The organism is Pseudomonas bharatica CSV86, from assembly GCF_000319305.2.
Classification (GTDB): Bacteria; Pseudomonadota; Gammaproteobacteria; order Pseudomonadales; family Pseudomonadaceae; genus Aquipseudomonas; species Aquipseudomonas bharatica.
In genome coordinates this window covers 587816-606737 of sequence record NZ_AMWJ02000001.1, presented here as the reverse complement: position 1 = coordinate 606737, position 18922 = coordinate 587816, and the positions used below count along the sequence as shown (strand labels likewise).

Annotated in this window: 18 protein-coding genes and 2 pseudogenes; 11 read left to right on the top strand and 9 right to left on the bottom strand. The window is 64.6% G+C overall.

Going from position 1 to position 18922, the window contains the following annotated elements; translation table 11 throughout:
- Window positions 1-34: 34 nt before the first annotated feature.
- From CSV86_RS02805 to CSV86_RS02790, 4 genes and pseudogenes are all read left to right on the top strand, one after another.
- Window positions 35-2784 (top strand): annotated as a pseudogene (locus tag CSV86_RS02805) (response regulator).
- 66 nt (window positions 2785-2850) lie between these two features.
- On the top strand, window positions 2851-3840 hold the full coding sequence (locus tag CSV86_RS02800; protein WP_009397977.1) for a 2-hydroxyacid dehydrogenase: 990 nt from the start codon (window positions 2851-2853) through the stop codon (window positions 3838-3840).
- 30 nt (window positions 3841-3870) lie between these two features.
- On the top strand, window positions 3871-4308 hold the full coding sequence (locus tag CSV86_RS02795) for a hypothetical protein (protein ID WP_009397979.1): 438 nt from the start codon (window positions 3871-3873) through the stop codon (window positions 4306-4308).
- 11 nt (window positions 4309-4319) lie between these two features.
- Entirely contained in the window at window positions 4320-4709 is a 390-nt protein-coding gene (locus tag CSV86_RS02790; RefSeq protein WP_240160440.1) for an META domain-containing protein, read from the top strand.
- A gap of 144 nt (window positions 4710-4853) precedes the next feature.
- Here the strand turns inward: CSV86_RS02790 and CSV86_RS02785 are convergent, their stop codons facing one another.
- Window positions 4854-5318, bottom strand: coding sequence for a TlpA disulfide reductase family protein (locus CSV86_RS02785; RefSeq protein ID WP_009397982.1), 465 nt, complete (start codon window positions 5316-5318; stop codon window positions 4854-4856).
- Window positions 5319-5404: 86 nt separating this feature from the next.
- On the opposite strand from CSV86_RS02785, the gene arsC reads away from it, so the two are divergent.
- The 3 genes from arsC to CSV86_RS02770 are packed head-to-tail and all read left to right on the top strand — an operon-like array spanning window position 5405 to window position 6769.
- Window positions 5405-5758, top strand: coding sequence for an arsenate reductase (glutaredoxin) (gene arsC / locus CSV86_RS02780; RefSeq protein WP_009397983.1), 354 nt, complete (start codon window positions 5405-5407; stop codon window positions 5756-5758).
- Window positions 5755-6360 (top strand): NAD(P)H:quinone oxidoreductase, encoded by a 606-nt coding sequence (wrbA, locus tag CSV86_RS02775; RefSeq protein WP_009397984.1) that lies wholly within the window; start codon window positions 5755-5757, stop codon window positions 6358-6360. The genes arsC and wrbA overlap by 4 nt, the downstream gene beginning before the upstream one ends.
- Window positions 6353-6769, top strand: a complete 417-nt coding sequence (locus CSV86_RS02770; protein WP_009397985.1) for a DUF2069 domain-containing protein — start codon at window positions 6353-6355, stop codon at window positions 6767-6769. Before wrbA ends, CSV86_RS02770 begins: the two co-directional genes overlap by 8 nt.
- 87 nt (window positions 6770-6856) lie before the next feature.
- Here CSV86_RS02770 and CSV86_RS02765 read toward each other — a convergent pair whose 3' ends face one another.
- The gene (locus tag CSV86_RS02765) at window positions 6857-7528 is read right to left on the bottom strand and encodes a DNA-3-methyladenine glycosylase I (protein ID WP_009397986.1); all 672 of its coding nucleotides are present in this window, start codon (window positions 7526-7528) and stop codon (window positions 6857-6859) included.
- A gap of 3 nt (window positions 7529-7531) precedes the next feature.
- The gene (ttcA, locus tag CSV86_RS02760) at window positions 7532-8356 is read right to left on the bottom strand and encodes a tRNA 2-thiocytidine(32) synthetase TtcA (RefSeq protein WP_009397987.1); all 825 of its coding nucleotides are present in this window, start codon (window positions 8354-8356) and stop codon (window positions 7532-7534) included.
- A gap of 270 nt (window positions 8357-8626) precedes the next feature.
- On the opposite strand from ttcA, the gene CSV86_RS02755 reads away from it, so the two are divergent.
- Window positions 8627-9226 carry a Yip1 family protein gene (locus tag CSV86_RS02755; protein WP_009397988.1) on the top strand — a complete coding sequence of 200 codons (600 nt, stop codon included), beginning with the start codon at window positions 8627-8629 and terminating at the stop codon, window positions 9224-9226.
- 128 nt (window positions 9227-9354) lie between these two features.
- A complete protein-coding gene (locus tag CSV86_RS02750) occupies window positions 9355-9849 on the top strand; it encodes a SprT family zinc-dependent metalloprotease (RefSeq protein ID WP_009397989.1) in 495 nt (164 codons plus the stop codon).
- A 159-nt stretch (window positions 9850-10008) separates the two neighbouring features.
- Here the strand turns inward: CSV86_RS02750 and CSV86_RS02745 are convergent, their stop codons facing one another.
- The 4 genes from CSV86_RS02745 to CSV86_RS02730 form a co-directional block, all read right to left on the bottom strand.
- Window positions 10009-11337 (bottom strand): dicarboxylate/amino acid:cation symporter, encoded by a 1329-nt coding sequence (locus CSV86_RS02745; protein ID WP_009397990.1) that lies wholly within the window; start codon window positions 11335-11337, stop codon window positions 10009-10011.
- Between the two features lie 277 nt (window positions 11338-11614).
- Window positions 11615-12961, bottom strand: a complete 1347-nt coding sequence (locus tag CSV86_RS02740; protein ID WP_009397994.1) for an ATP-binding protein — start codon at window positions 12959-12961, stop codon at window positions 11615-11617.
- Window positions 12958-13635, bottom strand: a complete 678-nt coding sequence (locus CSV86_RS02735; RefSeq protein ID WP_009397996.1) for a response regulator — start codon at window positions 13633-13635, stop codon at window positions 12958-12960. Before CSV86_RS02735 ends, CSV86_RS02740 begins: the two co-directional genes overlap by 4 nt.
- Before the next feature lie 81 nt (window positions 13636-13716).
- Window positions 13717-14316, bottom strand: a complete 600-nt coding sequence (locus CSV86_RS02730) for an outer membrane protein (RefSeq protein ID WP_009397998.1) — start codon at window positions 14314-14316, stop codon at window positions 13717-13719.
- A 148-nt stretch (window positions 14317-14464) separates the two neighbouring features.
- Between CSV86_RS02730 and CSV86_RS02725 the strand changes: the two genes are divergently transcribed.
- Window positions 14465-15253: a dienelactone hydrolase family protein gene (locus CSV86_RS02725; protein ID WP_009398000.1), complete on the top strand. Its 789-nt coding sequence runs from the start codon at window positions 14465-14467 to the stop codon at window positions 15251-15253.
- A 164-nt stretch (window positions 15254-15417) separates the two neighbouring features.
- Window positions 15418-16118 (top strand): annotated as a pseudogene (locus CSV86_RS02720) (4'-phosphopantetheinyl transferase family protein).
- 3 nt (window positions 16119-16121) lie between these two features.
- On the opposite strand, the gene CSV86_RS02715 reads toward CSV86_RS02720, so the two are convergent.
- Together CSV86_RS02715 and CSV86_RS02710 are read right to left on the bottom strand one after the other, a co-directional pair.
- On the bottom strand, window positions 16122-17732 hold the full coding sequence (locus CSV86_RS02715; protein ID WP_009398004.1) for an ATP-binding protein: 1611 nt from the start codon (window positions 17730-17732) through the stop codon (window positions 16122-16124).
- Window positions 17729-18454 (bottom strand): response regulator, encoded by a 726-nt coding sequence (locus CSV86_RS02710; protein WP_009398006.1) that lies wholly within the window; start codon window positions 18452-18454, stop codon window positions 17729-17731. Before CSV86_RS02710 ends, CSV86_RS02715 begins: the two co-directional genes overlap by 4 nt.
- Window positions 18455-18922: the final 468 nt, after the last annotated feature.

Below are 18922 nucleotides of genomic sequence, written 5' to 3'. Positions count from 1 at the left end.
CTATACAGCGCCGCGCAGACACAGGAGACCGGGCGTGCTGAATCGATTTGGAATCAGGACCCGCGTGCTGCTGCTCGCCGTGGTGCCCGCCGGGACCATGGCCCTGGTGCTTGGCGGCTATTTCACCTGGCTGCAGCAGAACGAACTGCAGACCCAGTTGCTCCAGCGTGGACAGATGATTACCGAGAGCCTGGCGCCCCTTGCGGGCCCGGCCCTGGCACGCAAGGATCGCGCGCAACTGGAACGCATCGCCGCGCAGACCCTGGAACAGACCGATGTCCGCGCCGTGTCCTTCCTCAGCCCCGACCGCGGCAGCCTCGCCCACGCCGGGCCGAGCATGCTCAACATGCCGCCGGCCGGTGGCGGTACGCAGATGCTCCAGCGCTCCGGCAGCGATGCCACCCGCTACCTGCTGCCGGTGTTCGGCCATCATCGGGACCTGGCCGACGATCCCGTGCCCCATGAAACCGATCGCCTGCTGGGCTGGGTCGAGATCGAGATATCCCACGGCAGCACATTGCTGCGCGGTTACCGGGCGCTGTTCGCCAGCCTGCTGCTGATCCTGCTCGGGCTGATGGCGACCACCCTGATCGCTCTGCGCATGAGCCGGGCGATCAATGGCCCGATCGGGCAAATCAAGCACGCGGTCAGCCAGCTCAAGGACGGCAACCTGGAAGAGCGCCTGCCGAGCATGGGCAGCTATGAACTGGACGAACTGGCCGCCGGCACAACCGCATGGCCGAGACCCTGCACAGCGCCCACGAAGAGTTGCAGCACAGCATCGACCAGGCCACCGAGGACGTACGGCAGAACCTGGAAACCATCGAGATCCAGAACATCGAGCTGGACATGGCGCGCAAGGAAGCGATCGAGGCGAGTCGGATCAAATCCGAGTTCCTTGCCAACATGAGCCATGAGATCCGCACGCCGCTCAACGGTATCCTGGGCTTCACCCATCTATTGCAGAAAAGCGAGCTGACCCCGCGCCAGCATGACTATCTCGGTACCATCGAGAAGTCTGCCGACAGCCTGTTGGGGATCATCAACGAGATCCTCGACTTTTCCAAGATCGAGGCCGGCAAGCTGGTGCTGGAGAGCATTCCGTTCAACCTGCGCGACCTGATCCAGGACACACTGACCATCCTGGCGCCGCAGGCACATGCCAAGCAACTGGAGCTGGTCAGCCTGGTCTACCGGGACACGCCGCTGTCGCTGATCGGCGACCCGCTGCGCCTGAAGCAGATCCTTACCAACCTGGTCAGCAACGCGATCAAGTTCACCCGCGAGGGCACCATCGTCGCCCGCGCCATGCTCGAGGACGAGCGCGAAGACTCGGTGCAGTTGCGCATCTGCATCCAGGACACCGGGATCGGCCTCTCGGCCCAGGATGTGCGGGCCCTGTTCCAGGCGTTCAGCCAGGCCGACAACTCGCTGTCGCGCCAGGCCGGCGGTACCGGGCTGGGCCTGGTGATCTCCAAGCGCCTGATCGAGCAGATGGGTGGCGAGATCGGTGTCGACAGCACGCCGGGAGAAGGTTCGCAGTTCTGGATCAGCCTGAGCCTGCCACGGGCCCGCGATACCACCGAGGACCAACCGCTGCCGGCCCTGCACCAACGACGCACGGCGATCACCGACAACCACGAACTGGCGCGCCAGGCGCTGGAGCATCAACTGGAGGATTGCGGCCTGGCGGTCAGCACCTTCGGCACTCCCGAGCAACTGCTTGGCGCGGTCGAGGCCGCCCATCTGGCCGGGCAGCCGTTCGAGCTGGCGGTGCTTGGCGTCAACCTGCACGACATGGCTCCGGAAAGCCTCGGCCAGTTGATCCAGCGCCTGGAGCGGTTCGCCTGCCAGGCCCTGGTGCTGTGCCCGACCACCGAGCAGACCCTGTATCACCCGTTCCTGCCCAACGCCCATGGCCAGTTGCACGCCAAGCCGGCGTGCACGCGCAAACTGCGCCGCGCCCTGCTCGAACTGGTCCAGCCGCGGCGCAGCCAAGGCGAGCTCAAGGCAATACCGGGCCAGCGCCTGCCAAAGGTGCTGTGTGTCGATGACAACCCGGCCAACCTGCTGCTGGTGCAAACCCTGCTGGAAGACCTGGGCGCCGAGGTACTGGCGGTGGACAGCGGCAAGGCGGCGCTCCAGGCCGTGCAGCAGGACAGTTTCGACCTGGTGCTGATGGACGTGCAGATGCCGGGCATGGACGGTCGCGAATGCACCGAGCAGATCCGCCGCTGGGAAGCCGGTCACGGCGGCCAGGCGCTGCCCATCGTCGCCCTTACCGCCCACGCCATGGCCAATGAAAAGCGCGCCCTGCTGCACAGCGGCATGGACGACTACCTGACCAAGCCGATCAGCGACCGGCAACTGGCCCAGGTGGTGCAGAAATGGACCGGGCTGACCGTCCACGTTACCCGTGACGAACGCAGCAGCAGTGCTTACGGCGGCAGCGAACTGAAGGTGCTGGACCCGGAGGAAGGCCTGCGCCTGGCCGCCGGCAAGCCGGACCTGGCGGCGGACATGCTGGCGATGCTGCTGGCCTCGCTGGAGTCGGACCGCCACGCCATCCGCGCCGCCCGCGATACCGGCGACCGCGCGGCGACCATCGAGCGCGTGCACCGGCTCAATGGCGCCACCCGCTACTGTGGCGTGCCGCAATTGCGTGCGGCCTGCCAGCGCAGCGAAACGCTGTTGAAGCAGGACGACCCGCAAGCCCAGCAGGCCCTCGACGACCTGGAGCGGGCCATCGACCGGCTGACGCACGTCGCACGCCAGAGCGCCTGACCCAGGGCAAGGCGCCAGGACGCCACTTGGCTACACTGGCGGTTCGACCGTTAGGGAGCATGAACGATGCGCGTCCTGTTTTTCAGCAGCCAGTCCTACGACCAGAACAGCTTCACCGCCGCCCGCGCGGTGGACGGGCTGGAGCTGCACTTCCAGCCCGCCCGCCTGAACGAGGACACCGCCGCCCTCGCCGCCGGTCATGAAGTGGTCTGCGCCTTCATCAACGATGACCTCTCGGCGCCAGTGCTGGAGCGCCTGGCCGCGGCCGGCACGCGCCTGATCGCCCTGCGCTCGGCCGGCTACAACCATGTCGACCTGGCGGCGGCGCGACGCCTGGGCCTGAGCGTGACCCGGGTCCCGGCCTATTCCCCGCATGCCATTGCCGAACATGCGGTGGCGCTGATCCTCGCCCTGAACCGGCGCCTGCACCGCGCCTACAACCGCACCCGCGAAGGGGATTTCAGCCTGCATGGGCTGACCGGCTTCGACCTCCACGGCAAGACCGTGGGCGTGGTCGGCACCGGGCAGATCGGCCTGGCCTTCGCGCGGATCATGGCCGGTTTCGGCTGCCAGTTGCTGGCCCATGATCCGTATCCGAACCCGCACGTCGAGGCCCTGGGCGCGCGCTACCTGCCGCTGGACCAGCTGCTGCGCCAGGCCAATATCATCAGCCTGCATTGCCCGCTGACCCCGCAGACCCGGCACCTGATCAATATCGAAAGCCTGTCCGAACTGCAGCCCGGCGCCATGCTGATCAACACCGGACGCGGCGCCCTGGTGGACACCCCGGCGCTGATCGAGGCGCTGAAAAGCGGCCACCTGGGCTACCTGGGCCTGGACGTCTACGAAGAGGAAGCGCAGATCTTCTTCGAGGACCGCTCCGACCAGCCGCTGCAGGATGACGTGCTGGCGCGGCTGCTGACCTTCCCCAACGTGATCGTCACCGCGCACCAGGCCTTCCTGACCCACGAGGCGCTGACCGCCATCGCCGCCACCACCCTGGACAACATCGCCCGATGGATGGTCGGTACGCCGCAGAATCTGGTGGAGGGATAGGGTAGGATACGCGGCAAATTTGGAGGCCCCATGGTCGAACACGATTTCCGCTACACCCTCTTCAACCCGCAACACACCCTGATCGAATGCCGCGCGCTGGCGCCGGGCCGTTACCAGGTTACCGGCAACGGCGGCTCGATCCAGAAAGGCGACGTCCTGCTGGTCACCCTCAAGGGCAGCAAGGACCTGTCGATGCGCCTGGCCGTGGACAGCGTCCGCCACCTGATCAACCCACGCGGCCAATGGGTCGCCACGGCCAATGGCCCGGCCTTCGGCGAGCTGGCCATTCACCAATGGAAAGTAGAGTGCAACAGCTGCGATGCCGAGCTCGAATTCGAGTTCGCGGTAGACGCCAAGCTGGGCAAGAAAGCCCAGCAACCAGCCGCCGTGGCGCGGATTGCCGAACTGGGCTGGGCGACCAAGGGTGACAAGCACCTGTGCCCGAAATGCCGGGAGCAGGCGCAGTGAACAAGTTGCTGATGAGCGGCGCGCTGCTGGCGGCCCTGGCGGGCTGCGCAGCCGAGCCGGTAAAGCTGCAAAAGGAACGCAGCTACGTGCTGGAGTGGATCGGCGAACGTCCGCTGATGGACTACAGCCACCTGACCCTGACCCTCGCCGATGATGGCCGGGCCTATGGCAATGCCGGCTGCAACCACTGGTTCGCCCAGTACAGCCTGCAGGGTGACAAGCTAAGCTTCGGCACCATCGGCAGCACGCGCAAACTCTGTGCACCGGCGCTGATGGAGCAGGAGAAGCGCTTCCTGGAAGCGCTGGCCAAGGTGGAGCGCTGGGATATCTCGCCGATCGAGCAGGTCAGGTTCTGGCCGGCCGAGGGCAAGCCGCTGCGGTTCTGGCCGGAAGAAGGCTGATCTCGACTCTCAAAGCCTGCACAAAACCCTGTGGGAGCTGGCTTGCCAGCGATGAGGCCGGCACTGACAAAGAGGTTGCCAGGTCGGGCCTAATCGCTGGCAAGCCAGCTCCCACAGGGGTCATGTGTCGCCTGCAAGAACTGATCAGGCGCCCTTGAGCGCCTTGATCTTCTCCACCAGCCCCGCCTTCGTCTGCTCGCCCATCAACTGCTCACGCACCTTGCCCTTGTCGTCGATGATGTAGGTCACCGGCAATCCTTCGCTGCGCGGCAGGTCGTAGCGCTCGGCCGGGTCCTGGGCCAGTACGGTGAAGCCGATGCCCATGGTGTCCACGGATTTCTTCAGTTCCTCGCCCTGCAACCCATCGAAGTTCACCCCGACCACGGTCACACCCTGGCCCTGCCATTCCTGGGCGAACTGGTTCAGTTCGGGAATCTCCACCCGGCACGGGCCGCACCATTCGGCCCAGTAGTTGAGCACCACCCAGCGCCCGTCGAGTTGCTCGGCTTTCACCGTGTTGCCGTTCTGGTCCAGGCCGTAGTCCGCACCGCAACCACCGAGCATCAGGCTCATGCTGATGGCCAGGGCTGCTGCCAAACGCCTTGTCATGGGTCAATCCTTCTTCAAGATTCAGGCAAAATGCCGGTTTGCTGCGGTTAGAATACCCGCCACTCACAGCCGGATGCGACCCTGACATGACCGACCTGACGCTTTACCACAACCCGCGCTGCTCCAAGTCCCGCGGTGCCCTGGAACTGCTCGAAGCACGCGGCCTCGCGCCCACCGTCGTACGCTACCTGGAAACCCCGCCGGATGCGGCAACCCTCAAGGCCCTGCTCGGCAAGCTGGGCATCGGCGCGCGCCAGCTGCTGCGCAGCGGTGAAGACGAGTACACCAGCCTCGGCCTGGCCAACCCGGCCCTGACCGATGCACAACTGATCGCCGCCATGGTCGAGCATCCCAAGCTGATCGAGCGGCCGATCCTGGTGGCTGGCGACAAGGCGGTGATCGGTCGTCCGCCGGAAAACGTGCTGGAGATCCTGTCGTGAGCCAGCCCTACATCCTGATCCTCTATTACAGCCGCCACGGCTCCACCAGCGAAATGGCCCGGCAGATCGCCCGCGGCGTGGAACTGGCTGGCCTGGAAGCCCGGTTGCGCACGGTGCCGGCGATCTCCACCGAATGCGAAGCGGTAGCGCCGTCGATCCCGGAGACCGGCGCGCTCTACGCCACCCTCGACGATCTGCGCAATTGCGCTGGCCTGGCCCTGGGCAGCCCGACCCGCTTCGGCAACATGGCCGCGCCGCTCAAGTACTTCATCGACGGCACCAGCAGCCTGTGGCTGAGCGGCGGCCTGGTGGGCAAGCCGGCGGCGGTGTTCACCTCCACCGCCAGCCTGCACGGTGGCCAGGAATCGACCCTGCTGTCGATGCTGCTGCCGCTGATGCACCACGGCATGCTGATCATGGGCCTGCCCTACAGCGAGTCGGCGCTGATCGAGACCCGAGGCGGCGGCACGCCCTATGGCGCCAGCCACCATGCCGGCGCCGATGGCAAGCGCGATCTGGATGCCGACGAAATCGCCCTGTGCCGCGCACTCGGCCAGCGCCTGGCGAACACCGCGAAACGGCTGGAGAACGGGCGTGGCTAAAAAGCCGAAGATCCTGCCGCCGCTGCAATGGCTGGAGCCGCGGGTGCGCCTGACCCGCGCCCTGAGCCTGGCGGCCTTCGCCAGCCTGGTGCTGTTGCTGGTGGTCAATACGCTGTTCTTCACCGACCTGCACGGTGCACGCAGTTGGGTGATCCTGGGCGTGCAACTGCTGCCGTTGGCGCTGGTGGCGCCGGGAATGATCGGCGGCAGCGCGCGGGCCCATGCGTGGATGTGCTTCGTTCTGAACCTTTACTTCATCACCGGGGTGGAAGCGGCCTTCGACCCAGCGCGGGCGCTGTTCGGCTGGCTGGAAGTGGTGATCAGCCTGACGTTGTTCGTCAGTGCGCTGCTGTATATCCGCTGGCGGTTTCAGCTGGATCGCAGGATGGCAGGGGAAGGACCGGTCTGATTTGAGGGCCCTATCGCTGGCAAGCCAGCTCCCACAGGTCCGGCGAACACAGTACCTGTGGGAGCTGGCTTGCCAGCGATGAGGCCCTCAATGATTGACGGTATGCGCCAGCATCACCGACAACTGGCACAGCGGCCTGCCACTTTCGGCATGCCACTGATTGAAAGCGGCCTGCACCTGCGCCAGGTCCTTCAAGCTGGTCGGCTTCTTGTCGATCACCTCCTGGGCGATCAACGCCGCCGACATGTCGTCGGTCGGGATAAACGTATCCTTGCCCATCATCCGCAGGAACCGCGGCGCCGACAGCCCGCCCAACTGGTTGCCATGCCGGGCCAGGTACTTCCACAACCCGGTGATATCGGTCACCGGCCAGTCGGCGATCAGCGCCGCGAAGCTGCCCTTCTCCTTCTGCACATCCAGCACCATCTGCGCATTGCGCGGCACGCTCTTGAGCTTGCCCAGATGGCGGATCAGGCGGGTGTCCTGCATCAACCGCTCCAGGTGCTCGGCGCCCATCAGCACGACCTTCTCCGGGTCGAAGCCGAAGAACACCTGCTCGAACGCCGGCCACTTGGCGTCCACCAGGCTGTGCTTGAGCCCGGCGCGGAATACGCGCAGGGCCAGGGTCGAGAGGTAGCGGTCGTCACTGATCGCGCGCAGTTGCGCCGAAGTCTTCGGTTGCGGCAGGTACGCTTCCAGCGCGGCGGCGGAGCCGAAGCGGTTCAGGCAATACTCATGCAGCCATTGATAGTCGCGCATGGGTCAGATATTCAGCACGTCGAGGAAACGCGGGGCCGCGGTTTCGTCGATGCGCAGGCTGGTGAAGTCGAACAGGTTGCGGTCGGCCAGTTGCGACGGCACTACGTTCTGCAGGCTGCGGAAGATGCTGTCGGTCCGCCCGGGTGACTTGCGCTCCCACTCCACCAGCATCTCCTTGACCACCTGGCGCTGCAGGTTTTCCTGGGAGCCGCAGAGGTTGCACGGGATGATCGGGAATTCCTTCATGTCCGAGTAGGCCTGGATGTCCTTCTCCGAGCAGTAGGCCAGCGGGCGGATCACCACGTTGCGGCCATCGTCGGCCCGCAGCTTGGGCGGCATGGCCTTCATGGTGCCGTTGAAGAACATGTTGAGGAAGAAGGTTTCGACGATATCGTCGCGGTGGTGACCGAGGGCCATCTTGGTCGCGCCGATCTCGTCGGCGAAGGTGTACAGGGTGCCGCGGCGCAGGCGCGAGCACAGCGAGCAGGTGGTCTTGCCCTCCGGGACCAGCTCCTTGACCACCGAGTAGGTGTCCTTTTCGACGATGTGGTACTCGATGCCCAGGGTTTTCAGGTAGGCCGGCAGCACTTCCTCGGGGAAGCCGGGCTGCTTCTGGTCCATGTTCACCGCCACGATCTCGAACTTGATCGGCGCCACTTTCTGCAAGTGCAGCAGAACGTCGAGCATGGTGTAGCTGTCCTTGCCGCCGGACAGGCAGACCATGACCTTGTCGCCATCCTCGATCATGTTGTAGTCGGTGATGGCTTCGCCGGCGAGACGGCGCAGGCGTTTCTGCAGCTTGTTCTGATTGACCGAAAGGGTGCCCATGGCGCTTGAATCCGCGAGGTGTGACAAAAGGCGCGTATTTTACGCACAAACCGCCGCGCGACACAGACCCATCCGATAAAGACTGCAAGGAAATCAAGCACGGCGCTTAGAGCGCGATTTGCTCTAAAAAAGCGGATTTGTGCGACGAACGCCTTCCTATACTGCGACATAAGACCGCAACGATAGCGGCCTGTCCTGTCCGGCCCGTGCCTTGCGGGCTAGCAAGCGCTCCACTGGGGGGCGATTGGAAACGGCGTAGGAGTGATTGGCATGATCCATCACGTTGTTGGGCTGTTCACCCATCCTGACCAGGAATGGCGGGAAATCCGTGGCGAAGAAGAAACCATCAGCCACATGTACCTCACCCACACCCTGATACTGGCAGCCATCCCTGCGGTATCGGCGTTCATCGGCACCACCCAGGTCGGCTGGGTCATCGGCGAGCGCGCACCGGTCATGCTGACCATGGACAGCGCCCTGTGGATGACCCTGATGTCGTACATCGCCATGCTTGCCGGCGTCGCGGTCATGGGCGCGTTCATCCACTGGATGGCACGCACCTACGATGCCAACCCGAGCCTGGCGCAATGCATCGCGTTCGCTACCTACACCGCCACCCCGCTGTTCATCGGCGGCCTGGCGGCGCTCTATCCACACCTGTGGCTGGGGATGATCGTCGGCACGGCAGCCATCTGCTACACGGTGTACCTGCTGTATGTCGGGTTGCCGACCTTCATGAACATTCCGTCGGACGAAGGCTTCCTGTTCTCCAGCTCGGTGCTGGCGGTGGGGCTGGTGGTGCTGGTCGCCATCATGGCCTTTACCGTGATCACCTGGGGACTGGGGGTGGGACCGGTCTACACCAATTAGAAAGATGCCAGCATAGGGGCAACACCGCGGGCCGCCTTCGGGCGGCCCGCTTTCGCGTGCAGACGGGCGGTCTCGGCAGCGCTTCGGCGGTTGCGGCATAATCGGCCGCCTCAGGAGTACCGTCACGCATGCCAGAGCTGCTCAAAACCCGCGTCGAAGACTGCTACAAGCAAGCAGAAGCCTTTTTCAAACGTCCCTTCCAACGCCCCGAGGTCAGCTTCAAGCTGCGCGGGCAGAAAGCCGGTGTCGCCCACCTGCACGAGAACCTGCTGCGCTTCAACCTGCAGCTGTACCGCGAGAATGCCGAGGACTTCCTGCGCCAGACCGTGGCCCACGAGGTCGCGCACCTGGTTGCCCATCAATTGTTCGGTGACCGTATCCAGCCCCATGGCGAAGAATGGCAGTTGATCATGCGTGGCGTGTATGAACTGCCGCCGAATCGTTGCCACAACTATGAAGTGCAGCGGCGCACGGTGACCCGGTATATCTACCGGTGTCCGTGTGCGGGGAGTGATTTCCCGTTTTCGGCGCAGCGCCATGGGTTGGTGCGCAAGGGACGGCGGTATCTGTGTCGGCGGTGCCGGCAGACGCTCGTGTTCACCGGGGAAGTGAGGGTGGAATGAGGGCCTCATCGCTGGCAAGCCAGCTCCCACAGATACTGCACAAGTCTCAAGGTTTGTGCTGACCCTGTGGGAGCTGGCTTGCCAGCGATAGGGGCCGAGAGGACAGCACAAATGAAAAAGCCCATCCGAAGATGGGCTTTTTTGCGTCAAGCAGAAGGCTTAGCGAACGGCAGGACCTTCAGCTACGCCCAGGTCGTCGACCGGACGGCTTTCAACCAGTGGCGAACCACCGGAATCCAGTTCCTTGTGCAGCTTGTCTTCGTCCAGTTCCTTGACCCACTTGGCCACGACCACAGTCGCCACGGCGTTGCCGATCAGGTTGGTCAGGGCACGGGCTTCGGACATGAAGCGGTCGATACCGAGGATCAGGGCCAGGCCGGCAACCGGCAGGTGACCTACGGCCGACAGGGTTGCAGCCAGGACGATGAAGCCCGAACCGGTAACGCCCGCAGCACCTTTGGAGGCAACCAGCAGCACCAGCAGCAGGGTGATCTGGTGGGTGATGTCCATGGTGGTGTCGGTGGCCTGGGCGATGAACACCGCGGCCATGGTCAGGTAGATCGAGGTGCCGTCGAGGTTGAACGAGTAGCCGGTCGGGATCACCAGGCCAACCACGGATTTCTTCGCACCCAGGCGCTCCATCTTGGTCAGCATGCGTGGCAGGGCGGACTCCGACGAGGAAGTACCCAGCACGATCATCAGCTCTTCACGGATGTAGCGGATCAGCTTGAGGACGCTGAAGCCGTGGGCACGCGCGATACCGCCAAGGATGACCAGGATGAACAGCACGCAAGTGATGTAGAAGCAGGCCATCAGGTAGCCCAGTTGCACCAGCGAACCCACGCCGTACTGGCCGATGGTGAAGGCCATGGCACCGAACGCGCCGATCGGGGCCAGCTTCATGATCATGTTGATGATGTTGAACATGACATGGGCGAAGCGGTCGATCATTTCCAGCAGCGGCTTGCCGTAGGAACCCAGGCGATGCAGGGCAAAGCCGAAGATCACCGAGAACATCAGCACTTGCAGGATGTCGCCGTTGGCGAAGGCACCGACTACGGTGGCAGGGATGATGTTGAGCAGGAAGCCGACGGTGGTCTGCTGCGCACCGGCGGCGGCGTAGGCGGCCACGCTGCTGGCGTTCAGGGTGGACACGTCGATGTGCATGCCGGCGCCCGGCTTGACCACGTTGACCACGACCAGGCCGATGATCAGGGCGATGGTAGAAACGATCTCGAAGTACAGCAGCGCGTAGCCGCCGGTCTTGCCCACCGATTTCATGCTCTGCATGCCGGCGATACCGCTCACCACCGTACAGAAGATGATGGGGGCGATGACCATCTTGATCAGTTTGACGAAGCCGTCACCCAGGGGTTTCAGGGCAACGCCGGCTTCAGGGTAGTAATGGCCGAGGAGGATACCGATGGTGATCGCTACCAACACCTGGATATAAAGCGATTTGTACAGTGGCTGACGGGCTGTCGTCATGGCTATGTTCCTCAAGGGCACCGGCCGGTCCTTCCCAGGACGCGGGGTACCTGAATCGCGAACCCTCCTGCATTGGAGGGATTTGTTGTGTCGAGCTGCGTGGCAGAACTCTGCGAGCTTCATAGCAAGCCCGATGCCAATTTGCGCTTTTGCGGTGCAACGCCCGCATTTACGGGACTTTCTCGCACAAACAGGTGGCACGCGATGGGCATGAGTTGGCGGATTTCCGCCCGGGGCGGAATTTCGCCAGGCCAGGTTGGCGGATATCCGCCCGCCGTCAGTCGGAAGTGAAGCGGATACGGAAGGCGGCGCCGCCGAGGGAGGAGTCCCCAAGGGTCAGGCGCGCGTCGTAGCTATCGATGATGTCCTTGGCCACAGCCAGCCCGATACCCTGCCCCGGGTACTGGCGGTCGAGCCGTTCGCCACGCTGGAGGATGCGCTCGCGCTGGTCCGGCGGTACGCCGGGGCCATCGTCCTCGATGCTCAGTTCCAGCGCGCCATCGACCTCGCGCAGGCCGATGCGGACCTGGCCCAGGCACAGGCGCCAGGCGTTCTCCAGCAGATTGCCGAGCAATTCCATCAAGGCGCCCTGCTCCATCGGCACCCGTGCATCGTCGGCCATGTCGAAACCGACCGCGACCTGCTTGTCGCGGTAGACCTTGGCCAGCGTCCCGCACAGGCTGTCGAGCATCGGTCGCAGTTGCACCTGGTGGCGCACCAGGCCGCTCTTGCGCAGGCTGGCGCGCTGCAACTGGTAGTCGATCTGCTGGCTCATGCGCTCGATCTGGCCTTGCAGCACCCGCGCCTGCTCGCGGTCCGCCGGACGCTGGGCCATGCCCTCGCTGACGCCCTGCAATACCGCCAACGGGGTTTTCAGGCTGTGGGCCAGGTCGCCGAGCGAGTCGCGATAGCGCCCGCGCTGCTCGCGCTCGCTGCGCAGCAGGCGGTTGAGGGAACGGGTCAGGCGCAGCAGCTCACGTGGATGCTCGCTACTGAGCCCTTCACGGGCGCCGGATTCGATCTCGTCCAGCTCCACGGTCATTCGCCGCAGCGAGCGCAGGCCCCAGGTCAATCCGGCCCAGAGCAGCAGCATCAGCACCAGCAGGGCGGCACCAAAGCCGAGATAGAGCTTTTCCCGCAGGCCATCCAGGGTTTGCCGGTATTCACGCACCGGCTGCAGGGCAACGATGCTGAACGCGGCGCTCTTGCCGCCGAGCAGCTTGACCTCGACGTCGTAGACGAAGAACTCCTCACCGTCGTCCTGACGGATTCGCGCGAATTCGTTGCCACGCCCGTCATAGCGCGGCTGATAGTTGATGTTTTCGTTGGCGGTGGCCCGCGAGCGCCAGACCAGCCGCCCGTCGCGGTCATAGATGTAGCCGAGCAGGCGGCTGTCGGGAAGGTTGAAGCGTTCGTCCGGCAGCAGTACCGGCATCCTCAGGCGATTGTTTTCCACCCGGGCGGCGGAAATCAGCGTGGTCACGTCCGAAGCCAGGCGCTGCTCGATGGACTCCTGCAAGGCCAGGCTGAAGGTTTTTTGCAACGCCGGCAGCAGCGCCAGCATGAACAGCAGCGCCAGCACCGCCGCCGCCAGCATCAGCCGCACCCGCAGGGAACGGATCACCGGCAGCGCTCGGTGAACAGGTAGCCCAGGCCCCGCACGGTATCGATCGGCTTGAAGCCGCAATCGCCTTCGAGCTTGCGCCGCAAACGACCGACCAGCACTTCGATGACGTTGGGGTCGCGTTCCTCGTCGTTGGGGTAGAGCTGTTCCATCAGCCGCTCCTTGGCGACCACCTGCTGGTGATGGCGCATCAGGTATTCAAGGATGCGGTATTCGTAGGCGGTCAGCGCCAGCGGCTGTTCGTCCAGCACCGCCTGCTTGCGGTTGAGGTCCAGGCGCAGCGGGCCGGCGACGATGGTGGCCTGGGTGAAACCGCTGGAGCGGCGCAACAAGGCATTGAGGCGGGCCTCCAGCTCTTCGAACTGGAACGGCTTGACCAGGTAGTCGTCGGCCCCGGCCGCCAAACCCTCGACCTTGTCCTGCCAGTTGCCGCGGGCGGTCAGGATCAGGATCGGGAAGGTCTTGTCGAGGGCGCGCAGGCGGCCGATCAGCTCCAGGCCGCTCATCCCCGGCAGGCCGAGGTCGACGATGGCCAGGTCATGGTTGAACTCCCCGGCCTGGTACAACGCCTCTTCGGCGTCGGCCACGGCTTCGACCACATGGCCGCTCTCGGTCAAGCGGGTCTGGAGGTGGTGGCGCAGCAGCGCTTCGTCCTCGACCACCAGCAATTTCATCGGTTTCTCCCTTGGCAATGCGTTACGCAGCATAACAGCGAACCGGCCCCGCTCGATGGGGCCGGCTCAGGCAACATGGGCTCAGAACCTGTAGTTGGCCGAGAGGTAGGTCTGCGCACTGCTGGTCAGGCGCAGTGCCCCTTGCTTGCTCTCGCCGCGCTCGCCCAGGTCGGTACTGGCGTTGCTGCGCAGGTAACGGTAGCCCAGCTCCACCGAGGCGTTATCGCTGACCTGCTGGAGCACGCCGCCCTGCAGGCCGACGGCATAACCGATATCGCTGTCGCGGCTGGCGCCCGGAGAGTCCTGGGTCAGCTTGGTGAGGCCGGCGCTGGCGCCGCCGAACAGCTTGGTGCTGCTACCCAGCGGGTAGAACAGATCGTAGCTGCCGAGCAGATTCTCCTGACGCAATTTAAGGCCGTTGTGGGTGCCTGAAACGTTGTCGTAGGTGGCATAGTAGCGACCGTCGTCGTTGATCCGGCCGAGGCGCACGCCCCAGGTATCGTCCTTGCCGATGATGCCATCGGTGTTCTGGTTGCCGAGGTTCTGCTCCAGGCCGCTGGACTTGCGGACCTTGTCGCTGGTCTGGCCATAGGTGAGGCCGGCGAAGGTATCGTCGGCCTGGACGCTCATGCTCGCGCCGAGGACGGTCAGTGCGGCCAGCAGGGTATTTAGGCTTTTCATGATGATGTTCTCCAGGGTGATGCGCGGTTGAGGTGTGGAGGCTAGAGTAGGAACCCGGCCCTGAACCGCGGCTGAACCCCGCCTGAACCGGGGCTGAACGTCATCGATGTTTCGCTTATCCATGATTCAGAGAACAGGAGTACCGATCATGCGTTTATTGCTTGCTGCCGCCCTGCTGGGCGCCGCCGGGCTGGCCCAGGCTGCCGTGCAGACCCGCGAGATTCCTTATCAGGACGCCGACGGCAAGCGCCTGGTCGGCTATTACGCCTACGACGATGCGGTGAAAGGCCCGGTACCGGGCGTGGTGGTGGTGCACGAATGGTGGGGGCTGAACGACTACGCCAAGCGCCGCGCCCGCGACCTCGCCGCCCTGGGCTACAGCGCACTGGCCATCGATATGTATGGCGACGGCAAGAACACCGAGCACCCGGCGGATGCCATGGGCTTCATGCAGGCGGCGCTCAAGGACCCGGCGGCGGCGGCCAGGCGTTTCGATGCAGGTGTCGAACTGCTCAAGCTGCAACCGCAAACCGACAAGGCGCGGATCGCTGCCATCGGCTATTGCTTCGGCGGCAAGGTGGTGCTGGACGCAGCACGGCGCGGGGAATCGCTGTCCGGCGTGGCGAGTTTCCACGGTGCGCTGGTGACCAGCACGCCAGCGACGCCCGGTAGCGTGAAAACCAGGATCCTGGTGGAACATGGCGCGGCGGACAGCATGGTCACCCCGGAGCAGGTGCTGGACTTCAAGAAGGAAATGGACGCAGCCGGCGCGACCTATGAGTTCGTCAGCATCCAGGGGGCCAAGCACGGATTTACCAATCCGGATGCCGATCGCTTGAGCCATGGCGAACATGGCGGGCCGGACATCGGCTACAACAAGGCGGCGGACGAAAGTTCGTGGGCGGATCTGCAGGCGTTCTTCAAGAAGATCTTCTGAGCGACCCCGATCTTAGCCACCCCCCTGTGGGAGCTGGCTTGCCAGCGATAGCGCCCGACCAGACACAGATGTTGTCAATGATGGCCTCATCGCTGGCAAGCCAGCTCCCACAGGGTTAGGTATCGGCCTATCCAGCCAGCATGGCCCACGGCACAATACCCGCCATGAACCGACTCCCCGCCTGCTGCTCCCCCTCCAGCACCACTGGCCCCTGCCCCGCCCGGTCCCCGGCGCGCAACTGGTCAGTTGCACCTTCGACCCGGCCGCCCTGCGCGCCGACGACTTCCAGCGCGCCGCGATCGAACAGACGCCCGCCCTGCAGCGCTCGGTCGCCAAGCGCCAGGCCGAGTACCTGGCCGGCCGGGCCTGCGCCCGCGCCGCCCTGCAGCATCTGGATGGGCGTCTTTACGTGCCGCCCACCGGCGACGACCGCGCGCCGATCTGGCCCGCCGATATCACCGGCTCCATTACCCATGGCAAGGGTTGGGCCGCCGCCGTGGTCGCCCACAAGAAGGACTGCCAGGGCCTCGGCCTCGACCAGGAGACCCTGCTCGACAACGAGCGCGCCGCACGCCTGGCGAAGGAAATCCTCACCGAAGCCGAACTCCAGCGTCTCGACCCGGCCCGCCAGAGCCTGGGCGTGACCCTGACCTTCTCGCTCAAGGAAAGCCTGTTCAAGGCCCTCTATCCGCTGGTGCTCAAGCGCTTCTACTTCGAACACGCCGAAGTGCTGGAATGGTCCGACGACGGCGCCGCCCGCCTGCGCCTGCTCACCGACCTGTCCGAGCACTGGCACCACGGCCGCGAAGTGCATGGCCAGTTCTGCCGCATGGGCGACCAGGTACTCAGCCTGATCGCGGTCTGATCTTCATTCTCCGCCCGGCCCCGGCTGCTCTCGCGGCCAGCTCAGGCTGAAACAGGCGCCGCCAAGCCGCTGGCTCTGGCCCACCAGGGCCCGACCGTTGTGCCAGTAGATGATTCGCCGGACGATCGACAGGCCCAGGCCATGCCCGCCAGAGGACCGGGTGCGGCTGTCGTCGAGCCGGGTGAAGGGGGTGAAGATCCGGTCCCAGGCACTTTCCGGCACGCCCGGGCCGTCGTCCTCGACATCGATGCGGCAGCGCTGCAGGCCCAGTTGATAACTGAGGACGACCTGCGCCTCGGCGTGGCGCATGGCATTGCTCACCAGGTTCTGCAGGGCCCGGTGCAGGTAGCGCGGTTCGGCCTCCACCCAGGCGCCCTCGCCGCTGCCCTGTGAGGCACCACGCAGCACCCGCACCTCACGCCGCAGCGGGGCCAGCTCTGCAATCACCTGATCGAGCAACGCATCGAGGTCGACCCGTTGGAAATGCAGGGCTGGCGCACCCTGCTCGAGGCGGGCGTACATGAGCATCTCGTCCACCAGCTTGTCGAGGTCCTGGATATCGCTGTCCATCCCGGCCAGGTGCTTGTCCCGGGCCTGCTCGGTACTGGCACTGGCGATCATTTCCAGGCCGAAGCGCAGCCGCGCCACGGGGGTGCGCAGCTCATGGGAAACGGCACGCACCAGCTCGCGCTGGATGGTCAGCGAGCGTTGCAGGTGTTCGGCCATGCCATTGAAAGCCTCGGCCAGGCGCCCCACCGAATCGGCACCTTCGGCGACCACCCGGGTGTCCAGGCTGCCCTGGGCGATCTGGGTAGCGGCCACTTCGACCTGCGACAGGCGCCGTTCCAGTTGGCGCACCAGCAGGTAGACCACCAGGCCGATCAGGCTCAACCCGAGCACGGCGATCAGCACCAGCAGTTGCGGCGGATAAGGGTTCATCTGGTACAACGGGCCGATTTCCAGGACCCAGGGCGTACCGGCGATCCCGGCGAAAACCCGGATCGAATCGCCGTCCTTGCCCAGGGCCATCACCGTATCGCCCTCCTCGACCCGGCGACGCTGGTCGTCATCCATATCCGCGTTGCCTTGCGCCAGCAGGCGCAGGTCGAACCCGAAGCCCTTGCTCTCTTTCAGTTCTGCCAGACGCCGGGCCTGCTCGGCCACCGGGTAGCGCACCAGTTCGTCCACCAGCAGGTAGATGGTGGCCCGGGCCAGTTGCTCGCTGATCTGCTGCACCTCGCCGGTCAGCACCAGGTCACGGCCCTTGAGCTGGCTGACCACCCGGGCCTGGTGCGGACCAAGATGCTCCACCAGCACCTGGCCGCGCTGCAGGCGGGTGCGCTGGCTACCGTCGAGATTGGCATCGGCGCTGGTCTGCACGGCCAGCGGAATCCCCAGCAGGCGCTCCCACAGGGCCAGGGCACGGGTACGCTCGACGCCGTTCATCCGTGCCAGGTTGTCAGCCATCAGAGTGAAGGTGCCGTGGGCCAGGCGCTCGCGGTACTGTCCGGCGCGCACTTCGTTCAGCAGGTGCAGGCTGAGGGTACCGAGGACCGCCACCAGCACCAGCACGGCGAGCATTCCGCCGTAGATGCGCAGGAAGATCGAGTTCATGGGTTGCGATCCAGCGTCTCGGCGGCCTCGCGCACGAACAGGTAGCCCTTGCTGCGGATGGTCTTGATCATCCGTGGATGGATCGGGTCGTCGCCGATCTTCGGACGGATGCGCGAGATACGGACGTCGATGGAACGGTCCTGGCCGTCGTAGCCGACGCCGCGCAGGGAAGTGAAGATCTCTTCCCGGGAAAGAATGCGCCCGGCGTTGCTGATCAGCAGCCAGAGCAGGTCGAATTCGGCGCCGGTCAGCTCGATGACGGCATCGCCCAGCCAGGCTTCGCGCAAGGTGTTATCGACCCGCAGCGGGCCGAACTGTACGCTGCGCAACTGTTCTTCGACCGCAGGCGGCTCGGCCCGGCGCAACAGGGCGTTGATCCGCGCCAGCAGCAGGCGCGGGCGCACCGGCTTGCACACATAGTCGTCGGCGCCAAGGTCGAGGCCCTGGACCTGGTCGAGGTCATCGCTGCGCGCGGTGAGCATGAGGATCGGCCCCGGATAGCGCTGGCGCACCTTGCGGCAGATGCTCAGGCCGTCTTCGCCGGGAAGCATCAGGTCGAGGATCACCAGGTCCGGCTGCTGGTTGATGATGCGCGCGGCGGCCTTGGCCCCGTCGCCCTCGACCTCGACGCTGAAACCGTTGGCCTGAAGGTATTCGCGGGTCAGCTCGGCAAGACGCTGGTCATCCTCGACGATCAATACCTGACAGCTTCGCTGCTCCACGGCCCCACTCCTGCGTTTCGTTGTTATTGGAATCCTGTCGCCAAAAGGCAACATCGGCAGCGGATACTACGTGGCACCCCGGGCACTGCCAACCGCTTGCCATGGGCACGCAATTTGCCTGCCAGCGATCGCTGTGGAGGGTGCTTTTTGTGATAGGGTTCGCGCCCGCAACAAATCCTCTGTCGCCTTTTCCTACATGAAAAAAGGATGACAGGCGGTCTTCTCCCGATAGGACGCGGCCTACAGCGTTTTGTCCAGTTTCACTCACAAACTACACACAAGTTATCCACAGATCGTCGCCTTGCAATAGGGCCGATACCGCATTATCTTGTATCTCATTCACAGCAAAACACTACATCTTGGGTTTTCATCAAAATCCCAAGCACAAGTCAAGCATCGAACTCAAGCCTTTCAGTGGCTGTTTTTTTGCTTGAACTTTAGGTGATTTCAGCAGCCAAACCGCTCCTG

Coding starts and splice junctions, on each gene's coding strand:
- CSV86_RS02800 (WP_009397977.1), top strand. CDS start 2,851: ATGCGCGTCCTGTTTTTCAGCAGCCAGTCCTACGACCAGAACAGCTTC.
- CSV86_RS02795 (WP_009397979.1), top strand. CDS start 3,871: ATGGTCGAACACGATTTCCGCTACACCCTCTTCAACCCGCAACACACC.
- CSV86_RS02790 (WP_240160440.1), top strand. CDS start 4,320: ATGAGCGGCGCGCTGCTGGCGGCCCTGGCGGGCTGCGCAGCCGAGCCG.
- CSV86_RS02785 (WP_009397982.1), bottom strand. CDS start 5,318: ATGACAAGGCGTTTGGCAGCAGCCCTGGCCATCAGCATGAGCCTGATG.
- arsC (WP_009397983.1), top strand. CDS start 5,405: ATGACCGACCTGACGCTTTACCACAACCCGCGCTGCTCCAAGTCCCGC.
- CSV86_RS02765 (WP_009397986.1), bottom strand. CDS start 7,528: ATGCGCGACTATCAATGGCTGCATGAGTATTGCCTGAACCGCTTCGGC.
- ttcA (WP_009397987.1), bottom strand. CDS start 8,356: ATGGGCACCCTTTCGGTCAATCAGAACAAGCTGCAGAAACGCCTGCGC.
- CSV86_RS02755 (WP_009397988.1), top strand. CDS start 8,627: ATGATCCATCACGTTGTTGGGCTGTTCACCCATCCTGACCAGGAATGG.
- CSV86_RS02750 (WP_009397989.1), top strand. CDS start 9,355: ATGCCAGAGCTGCTCAAAACCCGCGTCGAAGACTGCTACAAGCAAGCA.
- CSV86_RS02745 (WP_009397990.1), bottom strand. CDS start 11,337: ATGACGACAGCCCGTCAGCCACTGTACAAATCGCTTTATATCCAGGTG.
- CSV86_RS02735 (WP_009397996.1), bottom strand. CDS start 13,635: ATGAAATTGCTGGTGGTCGAGGACGAAGCGCTGCTGCGCCACCACCTC.
- CSV86_RS02730 (WP_009397998.1), bottom strand. CDS start 14,316: ATGAAAAGCCTAAATACCCTGCTGGCCGCACTGACCGTCCTCGGCGCG.
- CSV86_RS02725 (WP_009398000.1), top strand. CDS start 14,465: ATGCGTTTATTGCTTGCTGCCGCCCTGCTGGGCGCCGCCGGGCTGGCC.
- CSV86_RS02715 (WP_009398004.1), bottom strand. CDS start 17,732: ATGAACTCGATCTTCCTGCGCATCTACGGCGGAATGCTCGCCGTGCTG.